Genomic DNA, 18,056 nt, shown 5'->3' on the forward strand with positions numbered 1-18,056 from the left:
GAACTTACTATAAAGTACATAGCGATCTTTCTAGCGCTTCACTCGAGCCCACGCAGAAAGGTACATGATCGCGGCGATACCCGGCCCGCCGTCAGACTCATATTTCATCGCTGAAGGAAGACCAAAAAGCCTGACACAGATCCTCCTGCGGCAGACGCAGCAGCACCCGTCCCTCCTGCGCCCAGCGCCGGTCGAAGCGGGTTACCGCCAGGGCGCGGATCCGCGGGGTGGTGATGATCTCCGCTTCCGGCACCGCCAGGCCCAGTTCTCTGGCCAGCGCCAGGCACAGATACTCATTATCCACGCTTTCGCGCAGATCCAGCGTCGCATTGGGCTGCTTTATCTCGCCGATGGGCAGCTTAATGATATGCGTGGTCGGCGTGGCGCCCTGCGGAATACACCACTGCTCGCCCATCCGCAGCAGCGCCGTTTTCTCCTGGGCGCCGGCCACCGAGATACGGAAATCGTCCTGGCTGGTAATCATCCCGAGGGGGATATCCGACTGGTAAGCGGTCAGCAAAGCGGTGAGCTGCGCCTCGTCCAGCGTCTGCCAGCGTAATCCTTCCAGGTGCGCCTCTTCCCCCGGCGGCAGGAGGGTCACCGCCCCTACGCTATCCCGCCCGACTTCGGCCAGCAGATCGAACGGCTGCTTCGAGCGCGCCTGATAGCGCCTGACGATCCGGTCGCGGACCTGCGGGCTATCGGGCAGCAGGTTATCAAAATAGTGATACACCGCGTCGGCAGTGATATTGCCATACTGCAGCGGCAGTGAGAGGGAGAGCGGTCTGGCGCGCGGGCTGCGCAGCCACTCTTCGTCATAGCGAAAACTGTGCGCCCCGTTAGCCTGGCGGGTTAAGGTTCCCACGCGCACATTGTTCATCCAGGTGGTAAGCGTCGCCATTACCAGTCAAGGTCCGTGTTGTTATCGGGAGCCGGCGCCGTCTCAGCAGCTTTGGCGTTCAGCATCATCACCACCCCCAGCGACTGGAGGATCTTAAACAGCGTGGTTAAGGTGGTTTTGTCGGGGTGATTTTCAAAATTGGACAGCGTGGCCTGCTTAATGCCGATCCGCCTGGCCAGCGCATCCTGGGTCCAGTGGTTCTGCTGGCGCAGCAGCTTCAGGTAATTGGCCAGCTGCACGGGACTGTATATCTGCGGGGAATTCATCGCCTTGTTCCTCACCATCATTTATCCCCCTGTCGGGATAAAATTGGTTTTATACCCTATAGGGGATAATGTCAAGGATATCCCCTGGTGGGGATAGAGAATAATTATCCTTGTGTGGGGATAAAACAGGAAGGATGATCGCCGGAGCCATCTGTACATGCCCGGTGGCGGCTGCGCCTTACCGGGCCTACGGGCTGTCTCTGCCCGCTCCGTAACGATCCAGGCCGGGCAAGCGCAGCGCCGCCCGGCAGCGGGCAGCCAGCTCTGTTGCCGGTTTAATGCCCGGTGGCGGCTGCGCCTTACCGGGCCTACGGGGCTGTCTCTGCCCGCTCCGTAACGCTCCAGACCGGGCAAGCGCAGCGCCGCCCGGCAGCGAGCAGCCGGCTTAGCTGCCGCGGTAGGTCGACCACCCGCCCGGGGCGATGAGAAACGGCAGATGGAAATGGTCCTCTGCCGCCTCGCCGATAACAAAATCAATCTGCGCCCGGGTAAAGACGCTCTCGCGCCCGGCGCGGGCAAACCACGCCCCGGTTTCCGCTGTTAAGCAATAGCGCCCCGCCGGCAGCGGCTCGGCGCTAAAGGTGGCGATACGCCCCTGGGCGTTGGTCACCAGGTTCGCCAGCGTCTCGCCCTCCCGGCTCAGGCTGACCGTTACGCCTTCTGCCGGCGTACCGGTGGAAATATCCAGAATATGGGTGCTCAGGGTGCTCATTCGCCAATCACTCCTTCCAGTCTTAACATCGTAATCTCTCGCAGCTGGGCAAGCGCCTCGGCCACTTCTTCGTCGGCGGTATGCTGCAGCCGGCGCGTCAGCGCCTGCAACATCTCATCGCCGCTGCGCCCTTTGGCGCGGATTAAAAACACCCGGCCAAAGCGGGCTTCGTAGCGGGCATTCCCCTCCCGCAGGGCCTGCGCGAGCCGCTCATTCTCGCTGTCCACCGCCGACTGCTCCTGGCGCGACAGCGCCGCATGCGCCTGGCCGCCGGTCGGCTTTTCACCGATCCGCGGATGGGCGCTGAGCGCCGCGTTCAGCTCATCCTCTCCCCAGTTAGCCATCGCCTTACGGGCGGCCTGCAGCAGCGCATGGCGGCTGGCGAAAGGTCGCAAGCTCACCAGCGTCTCGCCCCAGGCCGGGATCGCCACGCAAGGGGCCAGCAGCCCCGCCGCCTCATCTTTGCTCAGGCTGTTAAACTGACTCAGCGCGATCATCCTGACTCCTTAACGATTTCGTCGCCGCCTGCTCCTGCGGCAGAATAAGGTTCAGCGCTATCGCTACCAGCCCACCGCTGGTGGCCGCCGAACCGAACAGATCGCCGACCATCGGCGGAAAATGGCTGAGAAACGCCGGCACCGACTCCACGCCAAGACCCGCGCCAAACGCCAGCCCCACGATCAGCACATCGCGACGGCTCAGCGGGGTCTGGGTAATAATCCGGATCCCGGCCGCCACCACGCAGCCAAACATCACCATCGTGGCGCCCCCCAGCACCGGCGCCGGGATCTGCCGCAGCAGTTCGCCCACCGGGGGGAACAGCCCGAGCAGGATCAGAATCACGCCAATGTAGCGTCCGACATAGCGGCTGGCCACCCCGGTCATCTGGATCACGCCGTTGTTCTGCGCGAAGGTGGTGTTCGGAAAAGCACAGAGCATGGCCGCCACCATACAGCTGACGCCATCCGCCAGGATACCGCCCTTCAGCCGGTTACGGAAAGCGCGATCGTCAACAGACTGTTGTGAAATCAGCGAGTTGGCCGTCAGATCGCCCACCGCCTCCAGAATACAGACCAGCGACACCAGGGCGACCGGCAGAAATATCGCGCTGTTAAACTGAAAGCCGAACGGAAACAGCGTCGGCAGGCGAAACAGAGTGGCGCCCAGGCTGTGGAGATGGAACTGACCGCTCAGCCCCGCTGCGATGCAGCCCACGGCAATGCCCACCACCACCGAGGAGAGCCGCAGCCAGCGGTTTTTGGCGCAGCTCAGCAGGACGATAACCCCGAGGGTGCCCGCCCCGAGCGCGATGTTGCTCATGCTGGCGAAATCCTCGGCCTTTTCCCCACCGCACCAGTTGATGACGCTGACCTTGATCAGGCTGATGCCGATCAGCGCAATCACGCTGCCGGTAATGATGGGAGTAAAGATTTTCTTCAGCGGTTCGATAAAGCGGCTGACAATCACCGGCACCAGAGCGGCGACAAAGTTAACGCCAAACAGCATCGCCATCATATCCTGCGGCCCGCCGCCCTGCGCTTTTACCCACATCCCTCCGGCCACCGTCACGCCGAGGAAGGCAAAACTGGTGCCCTGCATGCAGATCATCCCGGCGCCGATGCCCCATACCCGATTGGACTGCAGAAAAGTGCCAATGCCCGAGGCCAGCAGCGACATACTGATGAGATACGGCAGCCAGTCGCCAAGCCCGAGGGTAGCGCCGATGATCAGCGGCGGCGTGATGATCCCCACCAGGCCCGCCAGCACATGCTGGAGAGCGCTGAAAAAGGCCGGAAGCGGTGGGATCCGCTGTTCAAGGCCGTAAAGCAGGCCACTGTGATGTTCGTCAGACATAGTGATATCCCGTAGCAAAGAGAAGTGCATGGGCTAGTGCACAAAGCAGGCCAGAGACGACAAAAGGGCACCAATAAATTTATTATCACTCCAAAATCATCAACTTAGATTACGCTCGTGATGCATCACCCCTCTCCGCTGCTGAACCAGGCGTCTGAAACGATAGATTCTTAATGCAACATAAAGAAACTTTTGATTCATAAAAAGGCAACCAATAGCTCATATTGCACCGATGCGGTGCGTCATGAGCCATCGCTGTGCCTCAGGCAGGCGGTTTTCCTCCCTCCGGCGAACTGGTACGCAAATTGCTGTAGTCAGTCACAACATCGGGAGAAGGAGAAAAAAATGAAAGCAATCGTGATTGGCGCCGGCATCGGCGGTTTAAGCGCGGCAGTGGCGCTCAAACAGTCGGGGATCGACTGCGACGTCTATGAAGCGGTGAAAGAGATCAAACCGGTCGGCGCAGCGATTTCCGTGTGGCCCAACGGCGTGAAGTGCATGGCCCACCTCGGCATGGGCGACATCATGGAGACCTTCGGCGGGCCGCTGCGCCGGATGGCGTATCGTGATTTCCGCAGCGGCGAGAACATGACCCAGTTCAGTCTCGCCCCGCTGATCGAACGCACCGGCAGCCGCCCCTGCCCGGTCTCCCGGGCAGAACTGCAGCGGGAAATGCTGGATTACTGGGGACGGGACAGCGTGCAGTTCGGCAAACGCGTCACCCGCTGTGAAGAAGACGCCGACGGCGTGACGGTATGGTTTACCGACGGCAGCAGCGCCAGCGGCGATCTGCTGATTGCCGCCGACGGCAGCCATTCCGCACTGCGTCCGTGGGTGCTGGGCTTTACCCCGCAGCGCCGCTACGCCGGCTACGTCAACTGGAACGGTCTGGTGGAGATAGATGAAGCGCTGGCGCCCGGCGATCAGTGGACCACCTTTGTCGGCGAAGGCAAGCGCGTCTCGCTGATGCCGGTCTCCGCCGGCCGGTTCTACTTTTTCTTTGATGTGCCGCTTCCGGCGGGTCTGGCGGAGGATCGTGACACCCTGCGCGCTGACCTCAGCCGCTACTTTGCCGGCTGGGCGCCGCCGGTGCAGAAGCTGATCGCCGCCCTCGACCCGCAGACTACCAACCGCATTGAAATCCATGATATCGAACCTTTCAGCCGCCTGGTGCGCGGCCGCGTCGCGCTGCTCGGCGATGCCGGACACAGCACCACCCCGGATATTGGCCAGGGAGGCTGCGCGGCGATGGAAGATGCAGTGGTGCTGGGCGCCGTTTTCCGCCAGACCCGAGATATTGCGGCCGCCCTGCGCGAGTATGAAGCCCAGCGCTGCGACCGGGTTCGTGACCTGGTGCTGAAGGCGCGCAAGCGGTGCGATATTACCCACGGGAAGGATATGCAGCTCACCGAAGCCTGGTACCAGGAGCTGCGTGAGGAGACCGGGGAGCGCATTATCAACGGCATGTGCGACACCATCCTCAGCGGGCCGCTGGGCTGACCGTCGCCATGGATTCGATCACCGCACTCAGCGTCTGAATGGCCATTTGCGCGGGCCGCGAAAGCTGACGCGAGGGCGCAGTACACAGCGCCAGGGTCAGCGGTCGCAACAGCGTACTGCGCAGCGGGACAAAGGCCAGCTGTCCACGCTGGACCTCGTCCAGCACGTCGAGCAGGCTAAGGAGCGTCACGCCGCTGCCGCGTAGCACCAACGACTTGATAAGCCGGATATCATTGCAGCTGATGGTATTCTCCGGCGCAAAGTCATGGTGGCGATAGAGGAGCGCCACCCGCTCATGGACGATCAGCGGCGCGCCGGGCACGATATGCCGCTCCAGGCTGAGCTCGCCCAAAGACAGCGCCTTCGCCCCCGCCAGGGGATGGTCCGGACGCATCACAATCCCCACCTCCAGTTCGGCAAAGGCCAGCACGCTGAGTCCAGCCTGCCCCTGCGGATCGAGGATCAGGCCGACGTCCAGGTCCGCCTGACGCACTTTCTGGCTGACGGTGTGGCTGTCAGCCACCTGCAGATCCAGCTCCAGCCACGGCCAGCTGGCGATGATCTCCGCCAGCGCGGCGGCGAAGCCCCCTTCCGCCAGCGCCTGCACCATGCCAACGCTAACGCTTCCGCGCTTCATCCCCTGCAGCTCATCAAATTTCTGTCGGGTCTGACGAAATTCCTTCTGCCAGCGCAGCAGATTGTCATACAGCAGTTCACCGGCGGTGGTCATCCGCAGTCCCTCCGGCAGGCGCTCGAACAGCGGGGTACCGAAGGCCTCCTCGGCCTGCAGGATCTGGCGGTTAATTGCCGAGGCGGAGATATGCAGCTGCTCGGCGGCCCGGCGCAGACTGCCGCAGCGGGCCACGGCGATGAAATAGTGCGCGAAACGGGAAAATGGACTCATGGCGCCCCTGTACTCTTTTTTGCAACAGCAGAGTGAATTAATGGTGATGGATGTGAACACCCTAATATGACAACAATAATCTCACAACAATAAAACAATCACCGATGTGAGCAGGAAGAGAAATCATGAAGACAACCACCCCCACGCCCCCCGCCCATTGCACCTTTGACCCGGAAGACTGGCTGCGGCTGGCCCGCTGCTGGCACCCGGTGGCCCGCGCCTGCGATATTGCCGGCGCCCCGGTGAAAGCCACCTTGTTGGACGAACAGCTGGTTATCTATCGTATTAAAGGCCAGGTGGTAGTCGCCCGCGACGTCTGCCCGCACCGCGGGGTGCCGCTGACCCTGGGATTTCATGAAGAGGAAGGTATCGTCTGCCCCTATCATGGCCTGCGTTTTGGCGAGGATGGCCGCTGCAACCGTATCCCCTCCAGTCCGGGGCAACCCATTCCGGCCAAACTGCATCTCACCAGCTTCGCCGTGGAGGAGCGCTACGGGCTGATCTGGACCTGCCTGGCCTGCGATCCGGACAATCCGCCGCCGTTACCGACCATGCCGCACTGGGACGACGCCGGCTTTCAGCAAATCAACTGCCCGGCCTTCGAGGTAAAGGGATTTGCCGGCCGCCAGGTCGAAGGCTTTCTCGATGTCGCCCACTTCGCGTGGATCCACACCGACACCTTCGCCGATCCGGACAACCAGCAGGTGCCGGACTATACCCCGCAGGAGACGCCGTTCGGCTTTGTTGCCGACTACTGGAGCTCGGTGGGCAATTACCCGGCCAGCTCTGATTTCCGCGCGCCGGAAGGGTTCCAGTGGCTGCGTCACTTTGAAATGCATCTGCCGTTCACCGCTACGCTGACCATCCATTTTCCCGCCGACGCCAGGCTGGTGATCATGAACGCCGCCTCGCCGGTGTCGTCCCGGGTGACGCGGATGTTTGCCCCTATTGCCCGCAACTTCGATCTGCACGTGCCGGTGGAAGACGTACATGCGTTCAACCTGCGGGTATTTGAAGAGGACCGCCTGATGGTCGAGACCCAGCGTCCGGAACGGTTGCCGCTGGATCTGACCCTGGAGGCGCATATTCCGGCGGACCGCAGCTCTATCGCCTACCGGCGCGGGCTGAAGAAGATGGGCTTTGGCGATTTCTTTCTGGTATGAGTGGAGGTCATATGCGCGACATACTCCCGGTGGTGGTCGATGGCCTGTGGCGCCAGGGCGCTAAAAATCTGGCCGTTAGTCTGGTGAGCGCCGAGGGGCAACCGCTGCCGGCGTGGACGCCCGGCGCCCATATCGATCTCCATCTTCCCTGCGGGCTGATCCGTCAGTACTCCCTGACCGGCAGCCCGGCCGAACGGGATCGCTATCTGCTCTGCATCGCCCGCGAGTCGCAGTCTCGCGGTGGCTCCCGTTATATTCATGACACCCTGCGCCCGGGACAGCCATTGATGATCTCTGCCCCGCGCAACCACTTTCCGCTGCACGAGGGCGGCCATGTGGTGCTTCTCGCCGCCGGGATCGGGATTACGCCGCTGCTGGCGATGGCCCACGCCCGGGCGGCGTCCGGCGCCAGCTTTACGCTGCACTATTACGTTAGCCGTGCGCAGGAGGCCGCCTTCGCCACCGAGATCGCCCGCCAGCTAGCGGGTGGAATCTGCCAGATCCACTGCTCAGACGAGGGGCAGAGTCCGCGCCAGCGGCTGGCGCAGGATCTGGGGGCTCCGGACGCCGACACCCGGGTCTACTTTTGCGGTCCGCCCGGATTTATGGCCCGGGTTCGCGATACCGCACGGGCGGCCGGATGGGAGGAGGCGCAATTGCACAGCGAAGCGTTCCAGCCGCCCGCCCCGACGGCGGCGTCGGCGGCGGACGGAACCTTCACCATCACCCTCACCTCCACCGGGGAGCGCTGGCCGGTGCCGGGGGACAAAACCATCGCCCAGGTGCTGCAGGAGCATGGCGTCGCGGTGCCGCTCTCCTGCGAGATGGGGGATCTGCGGCGCCTGCCTGACGCCGGTACGCGAGGGAACCGTCGACCACCGGGATACCGTGCAGTCGGAGGCGGAAAAACAGGCCGCAGAACAGCATATTGCGCTGTGCTGCTCCCGCAGCCTGTCGGCCAATTTAGTTATCGATCTCGCGGGATAAGCGGCCCGTCACCGGCTGGTCGGCGCGGGCGACCGGTTTCACCCGTACGGCGGCGAAGACAATCACCATCGCGCTCAACAGCAGCAGACCGCTGCCGGTGAAGACGCCGCTGGCGCCGTGCAAATCAAACACCGCCCCGCCGCCGGCGGCCCCGGCGCTGATGGCCAGCTGAATAGAGGCGACCAGCAGACCGCCCGCGCTTTCTGCTTCATCCGGCACGGTGGTGGCAAGCCAGGTGGACCAGGCCACCGGCACCAGGCCGAAGGCAAATCCCCACAGGGCGACCAGCAGCCCGGCCAGCACGGTCAGATGGCCAAACGTCACCATCAGCAGCGCCAGAACGCTCATCATCAACGGCACCAGCGCCAGGGTGAGACGCAGGCTACGGCTCAGCAGATAGCTCGCCACCGAAGTGCCGATAAAGTTAGCGATACCGAAGCCGAGCAATATCAGCGAAACCCCTTCGACACTGGCCTGCGCGACGGTCTCAAGGAACGGCCGCAGGTAGGTAAAGAAGGCGAAATGGCCGCTGAAAATCAGGATCGTCGCCAGCATGCCGCCCAGCATACCGGGACGGCGCAGCACCCTGAACAGCGTGGAGAAGGTCCCGACGCTCTCCGGGCGCATGGAGGGCAGCACCCACAACTGCCAGAGCAGCGCCAGCAGGCTGGGTATCGCACAGAGAATAAACACGTTGCGCCAGCCGATCAGCTCCCCGAGGTAGCTGCCGAGCGGCGCGGCCACCACCGTGGCGACAGACACCGCGGAAAAAATGATCGCCAGCGCCTTTGGCACATGGGCCGCCGGCACCAGACGCATCGCCGTGGCGGTGGACATCGCCCAGAAGCCGCCGATGGCGATCCCCAACAGCAGACGGCCCAGCAGGAGAAACGCCAGCGAATCGGCAAAAGCGACCATCAGGCTGGAGACTATCTGCAGTACGGAAAAGAACATCAGCACCCAGCGGCGATCGATATTGCGGGTGGCGGTGGCGATCAGCAGGCCGGTAACTAACGCCACCAGCGCCGTCGCGGTGACCGCCTGTCCGGCCATCCCTTCACTGACGCCGAGGCTGCTGGCCATCGGCGTTAACAGGCTGGCGGGCAGAAACTCGGCCACGATCAGGCCGAACACCCCGAGGGCCAGGGCATAGACGGCGCGCCAGGCAGGTTTGGCGGGTGACAGGCTCGCGTCAGCAGCTATGCAGGAACTCATATACAACTCTCCAGGTTTATTAACATCCTGGTCATCTTAGGGACTTACTTTCGGACGATATATGATGCATACTCTTCAGTTATTGATTATTCGTCCGGAATTGCCATGAGCCAGCCTGCCATCGACCTGACCAGCGAACTGTTGCGCGGTATGCGCCTCTCCGGCGTTAACTACCGGCGCATCGAAACCGCACGCCCGTTCGGCGTCGGCTTTAGCGCCGTGGCGGGTAAAGCCCAGTTCCATTTCATCAGCCGCGGGCCGGTGCTGCTGCGCATGGCCCGCGGGGAACAGTTCACCCTCGAGAGCGGCGATGCGCTGTTTATTCCCAACGGCGACGGGCACGCCCTGCTCTCGGATCCGCAGGCCACGGTGGTCAATGTGGCGCAGCTGCCCAGCGAAACGGTGTGCAGCACGGTAAGTTGTATCAACGCTGGCGACCAGCCTGACTGCCCGGAGCGCGCCGTCATTTTCAGCGGTTGTATGGACTTTGAGCTCGGCGGCATGCAGCCGCTGGTCAAGGCCATGCCCGAGGTGATGCGGGTCAGCAGCCTGCTTAATACCTGGCCGGAGATCCAGCCGCTGCTGGCGGCGATGGAGCGGGAATCCCTCACCCGCCAGGCAGGCTATGCCGGGATCCTCGCCCGGCTGGCGGACGTGGTGGCCGCGCTGATTGTCCGCGGCTGGGTAGCGTGCGGGTGCGGCAACGCCACCGGCTGGGTACAGGTCCTGCGCGATCCCCGGCTGGCGAAAGCGATCTACGCCATGCATCAGCGCCCGGGGGTCAACTGGAAAGTGGAAGATCTGGCGCGGGAGGCGGGTCTTTCACGCTCGCTGTTCGCGGAACGTTTTCTCGCCGCCACCGGCACCACCCCCGCCCGCTATCTCACCGAGCTGCGTATGCGGCTGGCGGTGCAGTACATCACCCATGAAGGCCAGGCGCTGGAAAAAGTCGCCTTCAGCCTCGGGTATCAGTCGCTGGCGGCCTTCAGCCGGGCTTTCAAACGCATCACCGGCCAGCCGCCGGGAGCCCTGCGCGCCACGGCACGCTAGAGTCAGCCTTTATGTAAAGCGATACACGCCGTTGCCGACACGAAAGCGATGCCCCTTAAGCGCCGGGTTGGCGACGCGGAACACCAGTTCGGTCAGCTGGTTGGCAGCCCCTTCACGGAAGATAAATTGCCGGCCGCCCACGTCCAGTCCCTGCTCCCCCAGTGGCGGAAAGCCCAGCAGCGCCTGCCAGCGATCGCGCACAGCCTGCGGATTGACCACCTCGAACACCGCCTGCTCAAGCGTAATGTCGCCCAGCGGATGCGGCACGTCCAGCCTCTGGGCGCGCAGCCGCGTCAGCCGGGTGGCGTCGTCTTCTCCCCACTGCAGCACAAAGGGATAGACCAGCCCGGCAGTGTCGCCATCAATGGTGAAGATCCGCCAGCGGATGATATTGCCCTGCGGATCGTTGCGCTGGCCATCGACAATCGGTGACACTGTCACCCCTGTGCGACGCAACTGGTCATGGGTGGCGTCGATGTCGTCGCTGCGCAGCGCCACCCGAAACAGCGCCTCATTCTCCGGCAGCAGCCGTGCGGCGTCGCGCGAAAGGAGGAATTTGTCCGTCGCAGCGCGCAGTTCATCCGGGTCGGAAATGGCGAGAAATTCGATATAGGTCAGGCCAAAATAGCTCAGCGCATTGCGGGTTCCCCACCCCGGATGCCGCCCACCGGCCACCGCCCGCAGCTGCTGGTCGGCAAAGGTCTGAATGGCCGCTTCCGGCTGATTCACAAACTGTACGGCGTGGTCCCACTGTAAGGTTGCCATGATCTCTCCCGCGGTTGTGCCTGGTCAGGCGTCTGCGGCAAAAGATAGTGCTGGGGTGAAGGGAATGGCAAACAAGAATTAAATATATCGAAAGCAGGATAGGTAATTTATATCAACGCGGTATGTCGCATCTGACGGGCGATGAAACGGCGGGCAAAGAACCGCCCGCCGCGGGGTCAGACCGACCCTTCTTTCTCAATCACCAGAATACGCGCCGCCCCCTGCGGGTGGGCGACATGCTCGCATCCCACCTCAGCGTAGAAGATATCGCCGGCGTTCAGCATGATCACCTGCTCCTCGCCGTCGACCTTCACATGCATCGCCACCTGACCATCCATCACGGCAAACACCTCCTGACCATCATTGATGTGCCAGATATAGGGTTGGTCGGTCCAGTGCAGACGCACGGTGGTGCCGGAAAAATTGGCAATATCCAGCGCGCCCCACGCGCGGTCGGCGGTGAAATCTTTACTGCTCCAGCTCTGCATGATGGTGTCCTGTGGTAAGGGTTATTTTTTCTGCCAGTTTGCCCAGGGGTCCGCTTTCTCCACCGGCGCGTCATCATCAAGGGAGGCGAGATACATAGCCTCCACCTCTTTGCGCGCCCACGGCGTCCGGCGGAGAAATTTGAGGCTGGACTTAATGCTGGGATCGCTTTTAAAGCAGTTAATGTTGACCTGGCGGGCCATTTCCGCCCAACCATAGCGCGCCACCAGGGCATTGAGCAGCGCTTCCAGCGTCACGCCGTGCAGGGGATCTTTCGAGCTGTGCATTACGATACGTCCGTTCCGCATTAAAAAGTGCGCCTACCTTACTGGCTCTCACCGACGGGCGCAACAGGCTTCATTACGCGCTTCGCGCCTATATCTATTTAACGCAAAAGCACTGAACCCCGCGCGGTCATAAATTAGAAAATAACGTTATTGGTTGCTTATTTGGCCTTGAGGCAAGCTGTGTTCAGCCCCGGACAGAGGAAATCACCATGCGCTGCTGTTGTGCCCGAACCCAGAACCTGAATCAACCCATAACTTATTACCCCGTTTTCGGAGAACACAATGAACGCGACCACCCTGCCGATTCTCGATCTGGCCCGCTACGCGGACCCCGCGGATAAAGCGGCCTTCCTGGCCGACCTGCGTCATGCCGCCCGCGACATCGGCTTCTTCTATTTGATCAACCACGGTGTCGACGACGCGCTTCAATATGAAGTTCAGCGCCAGTCCCAGCGCTTTTTTGCTCTCGATGAGGCGCAAAAACAGCAGGTGGCGATGATCCACTCCCCCCATTTTCGCGGCTATAACCGCGCGGCCTCAGAGCTGACGCGCGGCCAGCCTGACTGGCGAGAGCAGTTTGATATCGGCGCCGAACGTCCGGCGCTGACCCTCAGCGACGACGCCCCGCGCTGGCAGCGCCTGCAGGGTCCGAATCTGTGGCCTGCCGCCCTGCCGTCGCTTAAACCGGTATTACTTCACTGGCAACAGCAAATGACCCAGGTGGGCATCCGCCTGCTGCGCGCCTTTGCCGAAGCCCTGCAGCTCCCGGAGAATGCTTTCGATCAGCTCTACGGCGACAAACCCAACGAGCATATCAAACTGATCCGCTACCCCGGCCAGCAGGAGACCCAAAGCAGCCAGGGCGTCGGCGCCCATAAAGATTCGGGGTTTCTCAGCTTCCTGCTGCAGGACGAGCAGAAAGGACTGCAGGTAGAGGTCGCGCCTGGAGAATGGATCGACGCCGTGCCGCTGGCCGGCAGCTTTGTGGTCAATATTGGCGAACTGCTGGAGCTGGCGACCAACGGGTATTTGCGCGCTACCGTCCATCGCGTGGTGTCGCCGCCGGCGCAGCAGCAGCGCCTCTCCATCGCCTTCTTCCTCGGCGCCCAGCTTGACGCGGTGGTGCCGGTTTACACCCTGCCGCCCGAGCTGGCGCGTGAAGCGCGAGGGCCGGACAGCGACCCGCACAATCCGCTGCTGCGCGATGTCGGCTGGAATTATCTCAAGGGCCGTCTGCGTTCCCATCCGGACGTGGCGGAACGCTACTATCAGGACGTGTTTCGCGAACGCGCCGAGCAATTGATCGTTTAACCATAACTAAAAAGGAACACACCATGAAATATGCCGCTTTTAAACTGGCAGGGGTCGCACTGTCTCTTTCTCTGGTATGGACGTCTGCCCAGGCTGCCGCGCTGCGCGTCGCCGCGGACCCGGTTCCCCACGCGGAGATCCTCAACTACATCAAAAAAATCGATCCCAGCCTCGATCTGAAGGTGGTGGAGCTGACCAGCGGGGTCAACGCCAATGAACTGCTGGCCAGTGGCGATGTGGATGCCAACTACTTCCAGCATGTTCCCTATCTGAAGGATCAGGAAAAAGCGCTGGGTAAAACCTTTGCCGTCGCGGCCACCGTGCATATTGAGCCGCTGGGAATTTACTCGCATAAGCATAAAGATTTCTCATCACTGCCGGAAAACGCCACCGTGGCGGTGCCGAATAACACCACCAACCTGAGCCGGGCGCTGTTCCTGCTGCAGGCGCAGAAGCTTATCAAGCTGGACCCTAAATTTACCGACCCGGCCACCACCCTGGCGACGCCGAAGGATATTGTCGAGAACCCGAAACACCTGAAGATTCTGGAGATTGAATCGCCGCAGATCCCGCGCTCCCTCGACGATGTCGACCTGGCGGTGATTAACGGTAACTACGCGCTGGAAGCCGGCCTGGTGCCAGCGAAAGATGCCCTGGGGCTGGAAAGCGCCGAGCATAACCCGTACGCCAATATTCTGGTGACCACCCCAGCCCTGGCGAATGACCCGCGCATTAAGGCGCTGGCGAAAGATCTGACGTCACCGCAGGTGGCGGAGTTTATCCGTAAAACCTACAACGGCTCGGTGATCCCGGTGGCCCCTCAGTCATGATAACCATCGAAGGGCTGAGCAAAACCTACGCCGGAACCGGCCGACCGGCGCTGAACGATATCGCGTTGCAGATACCGAAAGGGGCAATATACGGCATTCTCGGGCGCAGTGGCGCCGGCAAAAGTACGCTCATCCGCTGTCTCAATTTACTGGAGCGGCCCACCTCGGGCCGCATTCTGGTGAACGGACAGGATATTACCCAGTTGAACAAGGCGGCGCTGCGGGATTATCGCCTGCGCACCGGGATGATTTTCCAGCACTTCAATCTGCTGCATGCCCGCACCGTCGCTGACAACGTCGCGGTGCCGCTGGAGATTGCCGGAGTGCCGAGGGCCGCTCGCGAGGCCCGGGTGCGCGAACTGCTGGAGCTGGTGGATCTCAGCGAAAAGGCCGCTGCTTTCCCGTCGCAGCTTTCCGGCGGGCAAAAGCAGCGCGTCGGCATCGCCCGGGCGCTGGCCGCCCGGCCGGAAGTGCTGCTGTGCGATGAGGCGACCAGTGCGCTGGATCCCGAGACCACCGCCTCGGTGCTGGCCCTGCTGGCGGATATTAACCAGCGCCTCAATCTGACCATTGTGCTGATTACGCACCAGCTGGAGGTGGTGAAAACCATCTGTGACCACGCGGCGCTGCTGGAACAGGGCGAGATTGTCGAAAGCGGTAAACTCGCCGACCTGCTGGTGACCCCATGGTCGCGGCTGCGCCAGTCGCTGCTGCACGACCCGCAGGCTGAACAGGAATTTCTTACCCGCCACGGCGTTCAGGGGAGGCCATTATGCGGAGTAGCATGAGCTGGGAAGATTTGTGGCCGTTATTACTCGACGGCACGCTGGATACGCTCTATATGGTGGGCCTGGCGGCCCTGTTTACCGTGCTGATCGGGCTGCCCACCGGCGTGCTGTTGTTTATTTCCCGCGCCAACGGGCTGGCGCCGATGCCGAAACTGAACGCGCTGTTAGGCGCGGTGATCAACATCGGCAGGTCGCTGCCGTTTATCGTACTGCTGATCGCCCTGATCCCCTTTACCCGGCTGATCGTCGGCACCACGCTGGGCAGCACCGCCGCCATCGTGCCGGTAACCATCGGCGCCTTTCCGTTCTTTGCCCGTCTGACGGAAAACGCGCTCGACGAGGTGGACTACGGGAGAATTGAAGCCATTCTGTCGATGGGCGGCAACGTCTGGCACGTGATTTTTAAATCCCTGTTGCCGGAAGCCCTGCCAACGCTGCTGGCCGGGATCACGCTGACCATCGTGATGCTGATTGGTTTCTCCTCCATGGCCGGTGTGATCGGCGGCGGTGGACTCGGCGACCTCGCCATCCGCTACGGCTATCAGCGGTTTAATAATGAAGTCATGTTTGGCACAGTGCTGATCCTGGTGGCGATGGTCCAGGGGGTGCAAATGGCCGGCGATCGGCTGGTGCGCCGCCTGGCCCACCGCCGCTAGCCGTCAGTCATTAGTTCCAGCCGCTCTCTGCCGCCAGCTGACGAACCAGACTGGCGGCGTCACACTCGCGGATCAACCCCACCCCCTGCCCGGCCCAGTGGGCGCCATACTCATGGACGCCCTGGGCTTTCGCGGCGGCGGCCAGCGCTTTGCCGATATCATACGCCAGCGGATAATCCGGCACGGCGCTCGCCGGACAGGCTTCCCCCAGCGCACAGAAGGCATTCGCCAGACAGCGTGCCGGACGCCCGGATATCGCGGAGGTCAGCACCGTACGCCCGTCAAGGCTGTTGTGGATCGCCGCGCGGTAGCCGGCGTCGGCGGCCGATTCCGGACACAGTAAAAACGCCGTACCGAGCTGTACGCCCTGCGCCCCCAACTGCATCACGCTGGCGATCCCCGCTCCGTCCATGATGCCCCCGGCGGCCACCACCGGGATGGTTAGTCGACGCCGCAGAAGTTGCACCAGGGTGAAGGTGCTCAGCTGCGCGTCAGGCGCCTGCGGAGCAAAGATCCCCCGGTGCCCGCCCGCCTCATAGCCCTGAGCGACCACCACGTCGATCCCCTGCTGTTCAATCAGCAGCGCCTCCTGGAGCGAGGTTGCCGTCGCCAGGGTAACGATCCCCTGCCGCCGCAGACGCTGGATCGTCTCACCTTCAGGAAGGCCAAAATGAAAGCTCACCACCGCCGGCGAGATGTCGAGAAGCAACTCCAGCATCGGCGCATGACCGATAAATGTCTGGTAGATCTCGCTTAACGAATCCGGTGGCGTACTGCCATAGCGGGCAAAATGGGGACGTAATGTTGTTGCCCAGTCGGCTTCCCGCCGGGCGTCGCGCCGGGGCGGCGCATGGCAGAACAGATTGACATTGAACGGACGGTCCGTCAGCTGGCGGGTGGCGACTATCATCGCTTCCGCCTTGGCAACGGTTGAAGCGCCCAGCCCCAGCGAGCCCAGCGCACCGGCATTACTTACCGCGGCAGCCAGCGCGGGGGTGGAGACGCCCGCCATCGGGGCCTGAATCAGGGGATAATCAATATCAAGAAGCGAAAGCAGCGGGTTGCTCATGGTTTCCTCATGCATTAACGATGCTGGAGGCTTACCATCTCCTTTAAAGATGGTAAGATCAACATTATTATCGTAATGAGAAGAAAAATATGAACCACAGCACACTCGAGATCTTCATTCAGGTGGCAGACACGCAGAGCGTCACCCAGGCAGCAAAACGGCTGGGCCGCGCACAGTCCAATATCACGACCCGCATTCAGCAGCTGGAAGAGGAGCTTGCCGTTGAGCTCTTCGTTCGCGGCAACAAAAAAATGGTGTTGTCCCCGGCAGGCGTGCAGTTTCTCAGCTATGCCCGGCGGATCCTGAGCCTGGCGGAAGAGGCAAAGCAGGCTCTGCATCCGACAACCCCAGGCGGCAGTCTGCGTCTGGGCGCGATGGAGGCGACCGCCGCCAGCCGGCTGCCGCCGCTGCTTACCCGCTTCCAACAGCAGTGCCCACAGGTGGATATCACCCTCATCACCCAACCGACCCGCCAGTTAACCGAGGGGGTGTTAACCGCCGCCCTTGATGCCGCGCTGGTCTGCCTGCCGCCAGGGGCCGATGGGCAACCTGCCTGTCCCGACGAGCTGGCATTCACCCCGGTGTTTTATGAAACCCTGATGCTGGTCCGTCCGCAGACCCCGGGTCCGCTGCGGTTCGCGGCATTTGCCAGCGGCTGCAGCTACCGCGCGCTGGGAGAACGCTGGCTGGCGGAACAGCAGGCGGCCGTCGAGGTGCATGAGGTCAATTCCTATCACAGCATGCTTGCCTGCGTGGCGTCCGGGCGCTACGCCTGCCTGCTGCCGCAGAGCGTGCTGTCGCTGATGACGCTTCCCGAAAACTGCCTTAGCGAACCGCTGTGCGAGGCGACCACCCAGCTTATCTGGCGCAGCGGCTTGAGCGCCCCCGCCCTGAGCGAGTGGCGCAAGCTGCTGCAAAGCGTGGCGATTGGCTAAGCCTGGCGTTCGGTAAAGACCAGCCCTGCGGCAATCAGCAGCGCCAGCGCCGCGGCACAGAGCGCCGGGTTAAATGAAGCCGCGATCTGATACAGCGCGCCGGCGATAAGCGGCCCGGCAATCTGTCCCACACCGTACAGTGCAGTCATCGCGGCAATCATATTGAAGCTCACCTGATGGCTGAGACTTTTCGCCTTCGGTAGCGCAATGGTTACGGTGCCCATAAAGGTAAAGCCCACCAAAAGCGCGCTTAGCACGCAAAACAGCAATGAAGCGCTGCAGGCTGGAAGGATCACGCCAAGCGCCTGGACGAGCAGGTTGCGGGTCAGCGCTTGCCGGTATCCCCACTTTAGCACCAGCTTATGCCAGATGAGGCA

The 18,056-nt window shown here is 62.2% G+C and carries 19 protein-coding genes and 2 pseudogenes; 9 read left to right on the plus strand and 12 right to left on the minus strand.

Translation table 11 applies throughout. The features are described from left to right. Positions 1–63: 63 nt before the first annotated feature. The 5 genes and pseudogenes from HMPREF1024_RS10235 to HMPREF1024_RS10215 form a co-directional block, all read right to left on the minus strand. Positions 64–901 (minus strand): annotated as a pseudogene (locus HMPREF1024_RS10235) (HipA N-terminal domain-containing protein); the annotation flags it as partial. Then, entirely contained in the window at positions 901–1,167 is a 267-nt protein-coding gene (hipB, locus tag HMPREF1024_RS10230; RefSeq protein ID WP_004176198.1) for a type II toxin-antitoxin system antitoxin HipB, read from the minus strand. The pseudogene HMPREF1024_RS10235 and the gene hipB, both read right to left, overlap by 1 nt. Positions 1,168–1,552: 385 nt before the next feature. Beyond that, a complete protein-coding gene (gene uraH, locus HMPREF1024_RS10225; RefSeq protein ID WP_004184023.1) occupies positions 1,553–1,879 on the minus strand; it encodes a hydroxyisourate hydrolase in 327 nt (108 codons plus the stop codon). Beyond that, positions 1,876–2,376, minus strand: a complete 501-nt coding sequence (gene uraD / locus HMPREF1024_RS10220; protein ID WP_004184022.1) for a 2-oxo-4-hydroxy-4-carboxy-5-ureidoimidazoline decarboxylase — start codon at positions 2,374–2,376, stop codon at positions 1,876–1,878. The genes uraH and uraD overlap by 4 nt, the downstream gene beginning before the upstream one ends. Then, positions 2,354–3,733, minus strand: coding sequence for a nucleobase:cation symporter-2 family protein (locus tag HMPREF1024_RS10215; RefSeq protein WP_009308881.1), 1,380 nt, complete (start codon positions 3,731–3,733; stop codon positions 2,354–2,356). The genes uraD and HMPREF1024_RS10215 overlap by 23 nt, the downstream gene beginning before the upstream one ends. Before the next feature lie 345 nt (positions 3,734–4,078). Between HMPREF1024_RS10215 and hpxO the strand changes: the two genes are divergently transcribed. Then, on the plus strand, positions 4,079–5,233 hold the full coding sequence (gene hpxO / locus HMPREF1024_RS10210) for an FAD-dependent urate hydroxylase HpxO (RefSeq protein ID WP_002904783.1): 1,155 nt from the start codon (positions 4,079–4,081) through the stop codon (positions 5,231–5,233). On the opposite strand, the gene hpxR is transcribed toward hpxO, so the two are convergent. Next, positions 5,214–6,137 carry a LysR family hpxDE operon transcriptional regulator HpxR gene (gene hpxR / locus HMPREF1024_RS10205; RefSeq protein WP_002904781.1) on the minus strand — a complete coding sequence of 308 codons (924 nt, stop codon included), beginning with the start codon at positions 6,135–6,137 and terminating at the stop codon, positions 5,214–5,216. The genes hpxO and hpxR overlap by 20 nt on opposite strands. A 125-nt stretch (positions 6,138–6,262) precedes the next feature. Between hpxR and hpxD the strand changes: the two genes are divergently transcribed. Continuing rightward, positions 6,263–7,300: a molybdenum cofactor-independent xanthine hydroxylase subunit HpxD gene (gene hpxD / locus HMPREF1024_RS10200; RefSeq protein WP_002904779.1), complete on the plus strand. Its 1,038-nt coding sequence runs from the start codon at positions 6,263–6,265 to the stop codon at positions 7,298–7,300. A gap of 11 nt (positions 7,301–7,311) precedes the next feature. Then, positions 7,312–8,287 (plus strand): annotated as a pseudogene (gene hpxE / locus HMPREF1024_RS10195) (molybdenum cofactor-independent xanthine hydroxylase subunit HpxE). Here the strand turns inward: hpxE and HMPREF1024_RS10190 are convergent. Next, on the minus strand, positions 8,264–9,502 hold the full coding sequence (locus tag HMPREF1024_RS10190) for an MFS transporter (RefSeq protein ID WP_002904776.1): 1,239 nt from the start codon (positions 9,500–9,502) through the stop codon (positions 8,264–8,266). The pseudogene hpxE and the gene HMPREF1024_RS10190 sit on opposite strands and share 24 nt — an antisense overlap. A 105-nt stretch (positions 9,503–9,607) precedes the next feature. Here HMPREF1024_RS10190 and HMPREF1024_RS10185 point away from each other — a divergent pair, with 105 nt between their 5' ends. Further along, positions 9,608–10,552, plus strand: a complete 945-nt coding sequence (locus HMPREF1024_RS10185) for an AraC family transcriptional regulator (RefSeq protein WP_004215030.1) — start codon at positions 9,608–9,610, stop codon at positions 10,550–10,552. Between the two features lie 9 nt (positions 10,553–10,561). On the opposite strand, the gene HMPREF1024_RS10180 is transcribed toward HMPREF1024_RS10185, so the two are convergent. The 3 genes from HMPREF1024_RS10180 to HMPREF1024_RS10170 form a co-directional block, all read right to left on the minus strand. Beyond that, positions 10,562–11,317: a VOC family protein gene (locus tag HMPREF1024_RS10180; protein WP_009308886.1), complete on the minus strand. Its 756-nt coding sequence runs from the start codon at positions 11,315–11,317 to the stop codon at positions 10,562–10,564. Positions 11,318–11,493: 176 nt separating this feature from the next. Further along, on the minus strand, positions 11,494–11,805 hold the full coding sequence (locus HMPREF1024_RS10175; protein WP_004205936.1) for a cupin domain-containing protein: 312 nt from the start codon (positions 11,803–11,805) through the stop codon (positions 11,494–11,496). A 21-nt stretch (positions 11,806–11,826) separates the two neighbouring features. Beyond that, complete coding sequence (locus tag HMPREF1024_RS10170; protein ID WP_002904643.1) at positions 11,827–12,090, minus strand: VF530 family DNA-binding protein; 264 nt, start codon at positions 12,088–12,090, stop codon at positions 11,827–11,829. 282 nt (positions 12,091–12,372) lie between these two features. On the opposite strand from HMPREF1024_RS10170, the gene HMPREF1024_RS10165 reads away from it, so the two are divergent. The 4 genes from HMPREF1024_RS10165 to HMPREF1024_RS10150 are packed head-to-tail and all read left to right on the plus strand — an operon-like array spanning position 12,373 to position 15,675. Then, the gene (locus HMPREF1024_RS10165; protein ID WP_004143503.1) at positions 12,373–13,401 is read left to right on the plus strand and encodes an isopenicillin N synthase family oxygenase; all 1,029 of its coding nucleotides are present in this window, start codon (positions 12,373–12,375) and stop codon (positions 13,399–13,401) included. A gap of 23 nt (positions 13,402–13,424) precedes the next feature. Beyond that, complete coding sequence (locus HMPREF1024_RS10160) at positions 13,425–14,231, plus strand: MetQ/NlpA family ABC transporter substrate-binding protein (protein ID WP_009308890.1); 807 nt, start codon at positions 13,425–13,427, stop codon at positions 14,229–14,231. Beyond that, positions 14,228–15,019: a methionine ABC transporter ATP-binding protein gene (locus tag HMPREF1024_RS10155; protein ID WP_002904635.1), complete on the plus strand. Its 792-nt coding sequence runs from the start codon at positions 14,228–14,230 to the stop codon at positions 15,017–15,019. The genes HMPREF1024_RS10160 and HMPREF1024_RS10155 overlap by 4 nt, the downstream gene beginning before the upstream one ends. Beyond that, positions 15,016–15,675 carry a methionine ABC transporter permease gene (locus HMPREF1024_RS10150; RefSeq protein ID WP_021440109.1) on the plus strand — a complete coding sequence of 220 codons (660 nt, stop codon included), beginning with the start codon at positions 15,016–15,018 and terminating at the stop codon, positions 15,673–15,675. The genes HMPREF1024_RS10155 and HMPREF1024_RS10150 overlap by 4 nt, the downstream gene beginning before the upstream one ends. Before the next feature lie 10 nt (positions 15,676–15,685). Here the strand turns inward: HMPREF1024_RS10150 and HMPREF1024_RS10145 are convergent, their stop codons facing one another. Further along, on the minus strand, positions 15,686–16,759 hold the full coding sequence (locus tag HMPREF1024_RS10145) for a nitronate monooxygenase family protein (protein ID WP_077251092.1): 1,074 nt from the start codon (positions 16,757–16,759) through the stop codon (positions 15,686–15,688). 74 nt (positions 16,760–16,833) lie between these two features. On the opposite strand from HMPREF1024_RS10145, the gene HMPREF1024_RS10140 reads away from it, so the two are divergent. Beyond that, the gene (locus HMPREF1024_RS10140; protein WP_009308895.1) at positions 16,834–17,679 is read left to right on the plus strand and encodes a LysR family transcriptional regulator; all 846 of its coding nucleotides are present in this window, start codon (positions 16,834–16,836) and stop codon (positions 17,677–17,679) included. Here HMPREF1024_RS10140 and HMPREF1024_RS10135 read toward each other — a convergent pair. After that, positions 17,676–18,056: YbfB/YjiJ family MFS transporter (locus HMPREF1024_RS10135; RefSeq protein ID WP_009308897.1), on the minus strand; the 381-nt coding region annotated here is incomplete at its 5' end. The genes HMPREF1024_RS10140 and HMPREF1024_RS10135 overlap by 4 nt on opposite strands.

Origin of the sequence: Klebsiella sp. 4_1_44FAA (assembly GCF_000238715.1) — a bacterium.
Classification (GTDB): Bacteria; Pseudomonadota; Gammaproteobacteria; order Enterobacterales; family Enterobacteriaceae; genus Klebsiella; species Klebsiella pneumoniae.

Excerpts from the sequence above, each read along its gene's own strand:
- HMPREF1024_RS10180 (WP_009308886.1), bottom strand. The coding sequence starts at position 11,317 with ATGGCAACCTTACAGTGGGACCACGCCGTACAGTTTGTGAATCAGCCG.
- HMPREF1024_RS10150 (WP_021440109.1), top strand. The coding sequence starts at position 15,016 with ATGAGCTGGGAAGATTTGTGGCCGTTATTACTCGACGGCACGCTGGAT.
- uraH (WP_004184023.1), bottom strand. The coding sequence starts at position 1,879 with ATGAGCACCCTGAGCACCCATATTCTGGATATTTCCACCGGTACGCCG.
- hpxD (WP_002904779.1), top strand. The coding sequence starts at position 6,263 with ATGAAGACAACCACCCCCACGCCCCCCGCCCATTGCACCTTTGACCCG.
- uraD (WP_004184022.1), bottom strand. The coding sequence starts at position 2,376 with ATGATCGCGCTGAGTCAGTTTAACAGCCTGAGCAAAGATGAGGCGGCG.
- hpxO (WP_002904783.1), top strand. The coding sequence starts at position 4,079 with ATGAAAGCAATCGTGATTGGCGCCGGCATCGGCGGTTTAAGCGCGGCA.
- HMPREF1024_RS10160 (WP_009308890.1), top strand. The coding sequence starts at position 13,425 with ATGAAATATGCCGCTTTTAAACTGGCAGGGGTCGCACTGTCTCTTTCT.
- HMPREF1024_RS10190 (WP_002904776.1), bottom strand. The coding sequence starts at position 9,502 with ATGAGTTCCTGCATAGCTGCTGACGCGAGCCTGTCACCCGCCAAACCT.
- HMPREF1024_RS10170 (WP_002904643.1), bottom strand. The coding sequence starts at position 12,090 with ATGCACAGCTCGAAAGATCCCCTGCACGGCGTGACGCTGGAAGCGCTG.
- hipB (WP_004176198.1), bottom strand. The coding sequence starts at position 1,167 with ATGAATTCCCCGCAGATATACAGTCCCGTGCAGCTGGCCAATTACCTG.
- HMPREF1024_RS10215 (WP_009308881.1), bottom strand. The coding sequence starts at position 3,733 with ATGTCTGACGAACATCACAGTGGCCTGCTTTACGGCCTTGAACAGCGG.
- hpxR (WP_002904781.1), bottom strand. The coding sequence starts at position 6,137 with ATGAGTCCATTTTCCCGTTTCGCGCACTATTTCATCGCCGTGGCCCGC.
- HMPREF1024_RS10185 (WP_004215030.1), top strand. The coding sequence starts at position 9,608 with ATGAGCCAGCCTGCCATCGACCTGACCAGCGAACTGTTGCGCGGTATG.
- HMPREF1024_RS10145 (WP_077251092.1), bottom strand. The coding sequence starts at position 16,759 with ATGCATGAGGAAACCATGAGCAACCCGCTGCTTTCGCTTCTTGATATT.
- HMPREF1024_RS10165 (WP_004143503.1), top strand. The coding sequence starts at position 12,373 with ATGAACGCGACCACCCTGCCGATTCTCGATCTGGCCCGCTACGCGGAC.
- HMPREF1024_RS10175 (WP_004205936.1), bottom strand. The coding sequence starts at position 11,805 with ATGCAGAGCTGGAGCAGTAAAGATTTCACCGCCGACCGCGCGTGGGGC.
- HMPREF1024_RS10140 (WP_009308895.1), top strand. The coding sequence starts at position 16,834 with ATGAACCACAGCACACTCGAGATCTTCATTCAGGTGGCAGACACGCAG.
- HMPREF1024_RS10155 (WP_002904635.1), top strand. The coding sequence starts at position 14,228 with ATGATAACCATCGAAGGGCTGAGCAAAACCTACGCCGGAACCGGCCGA.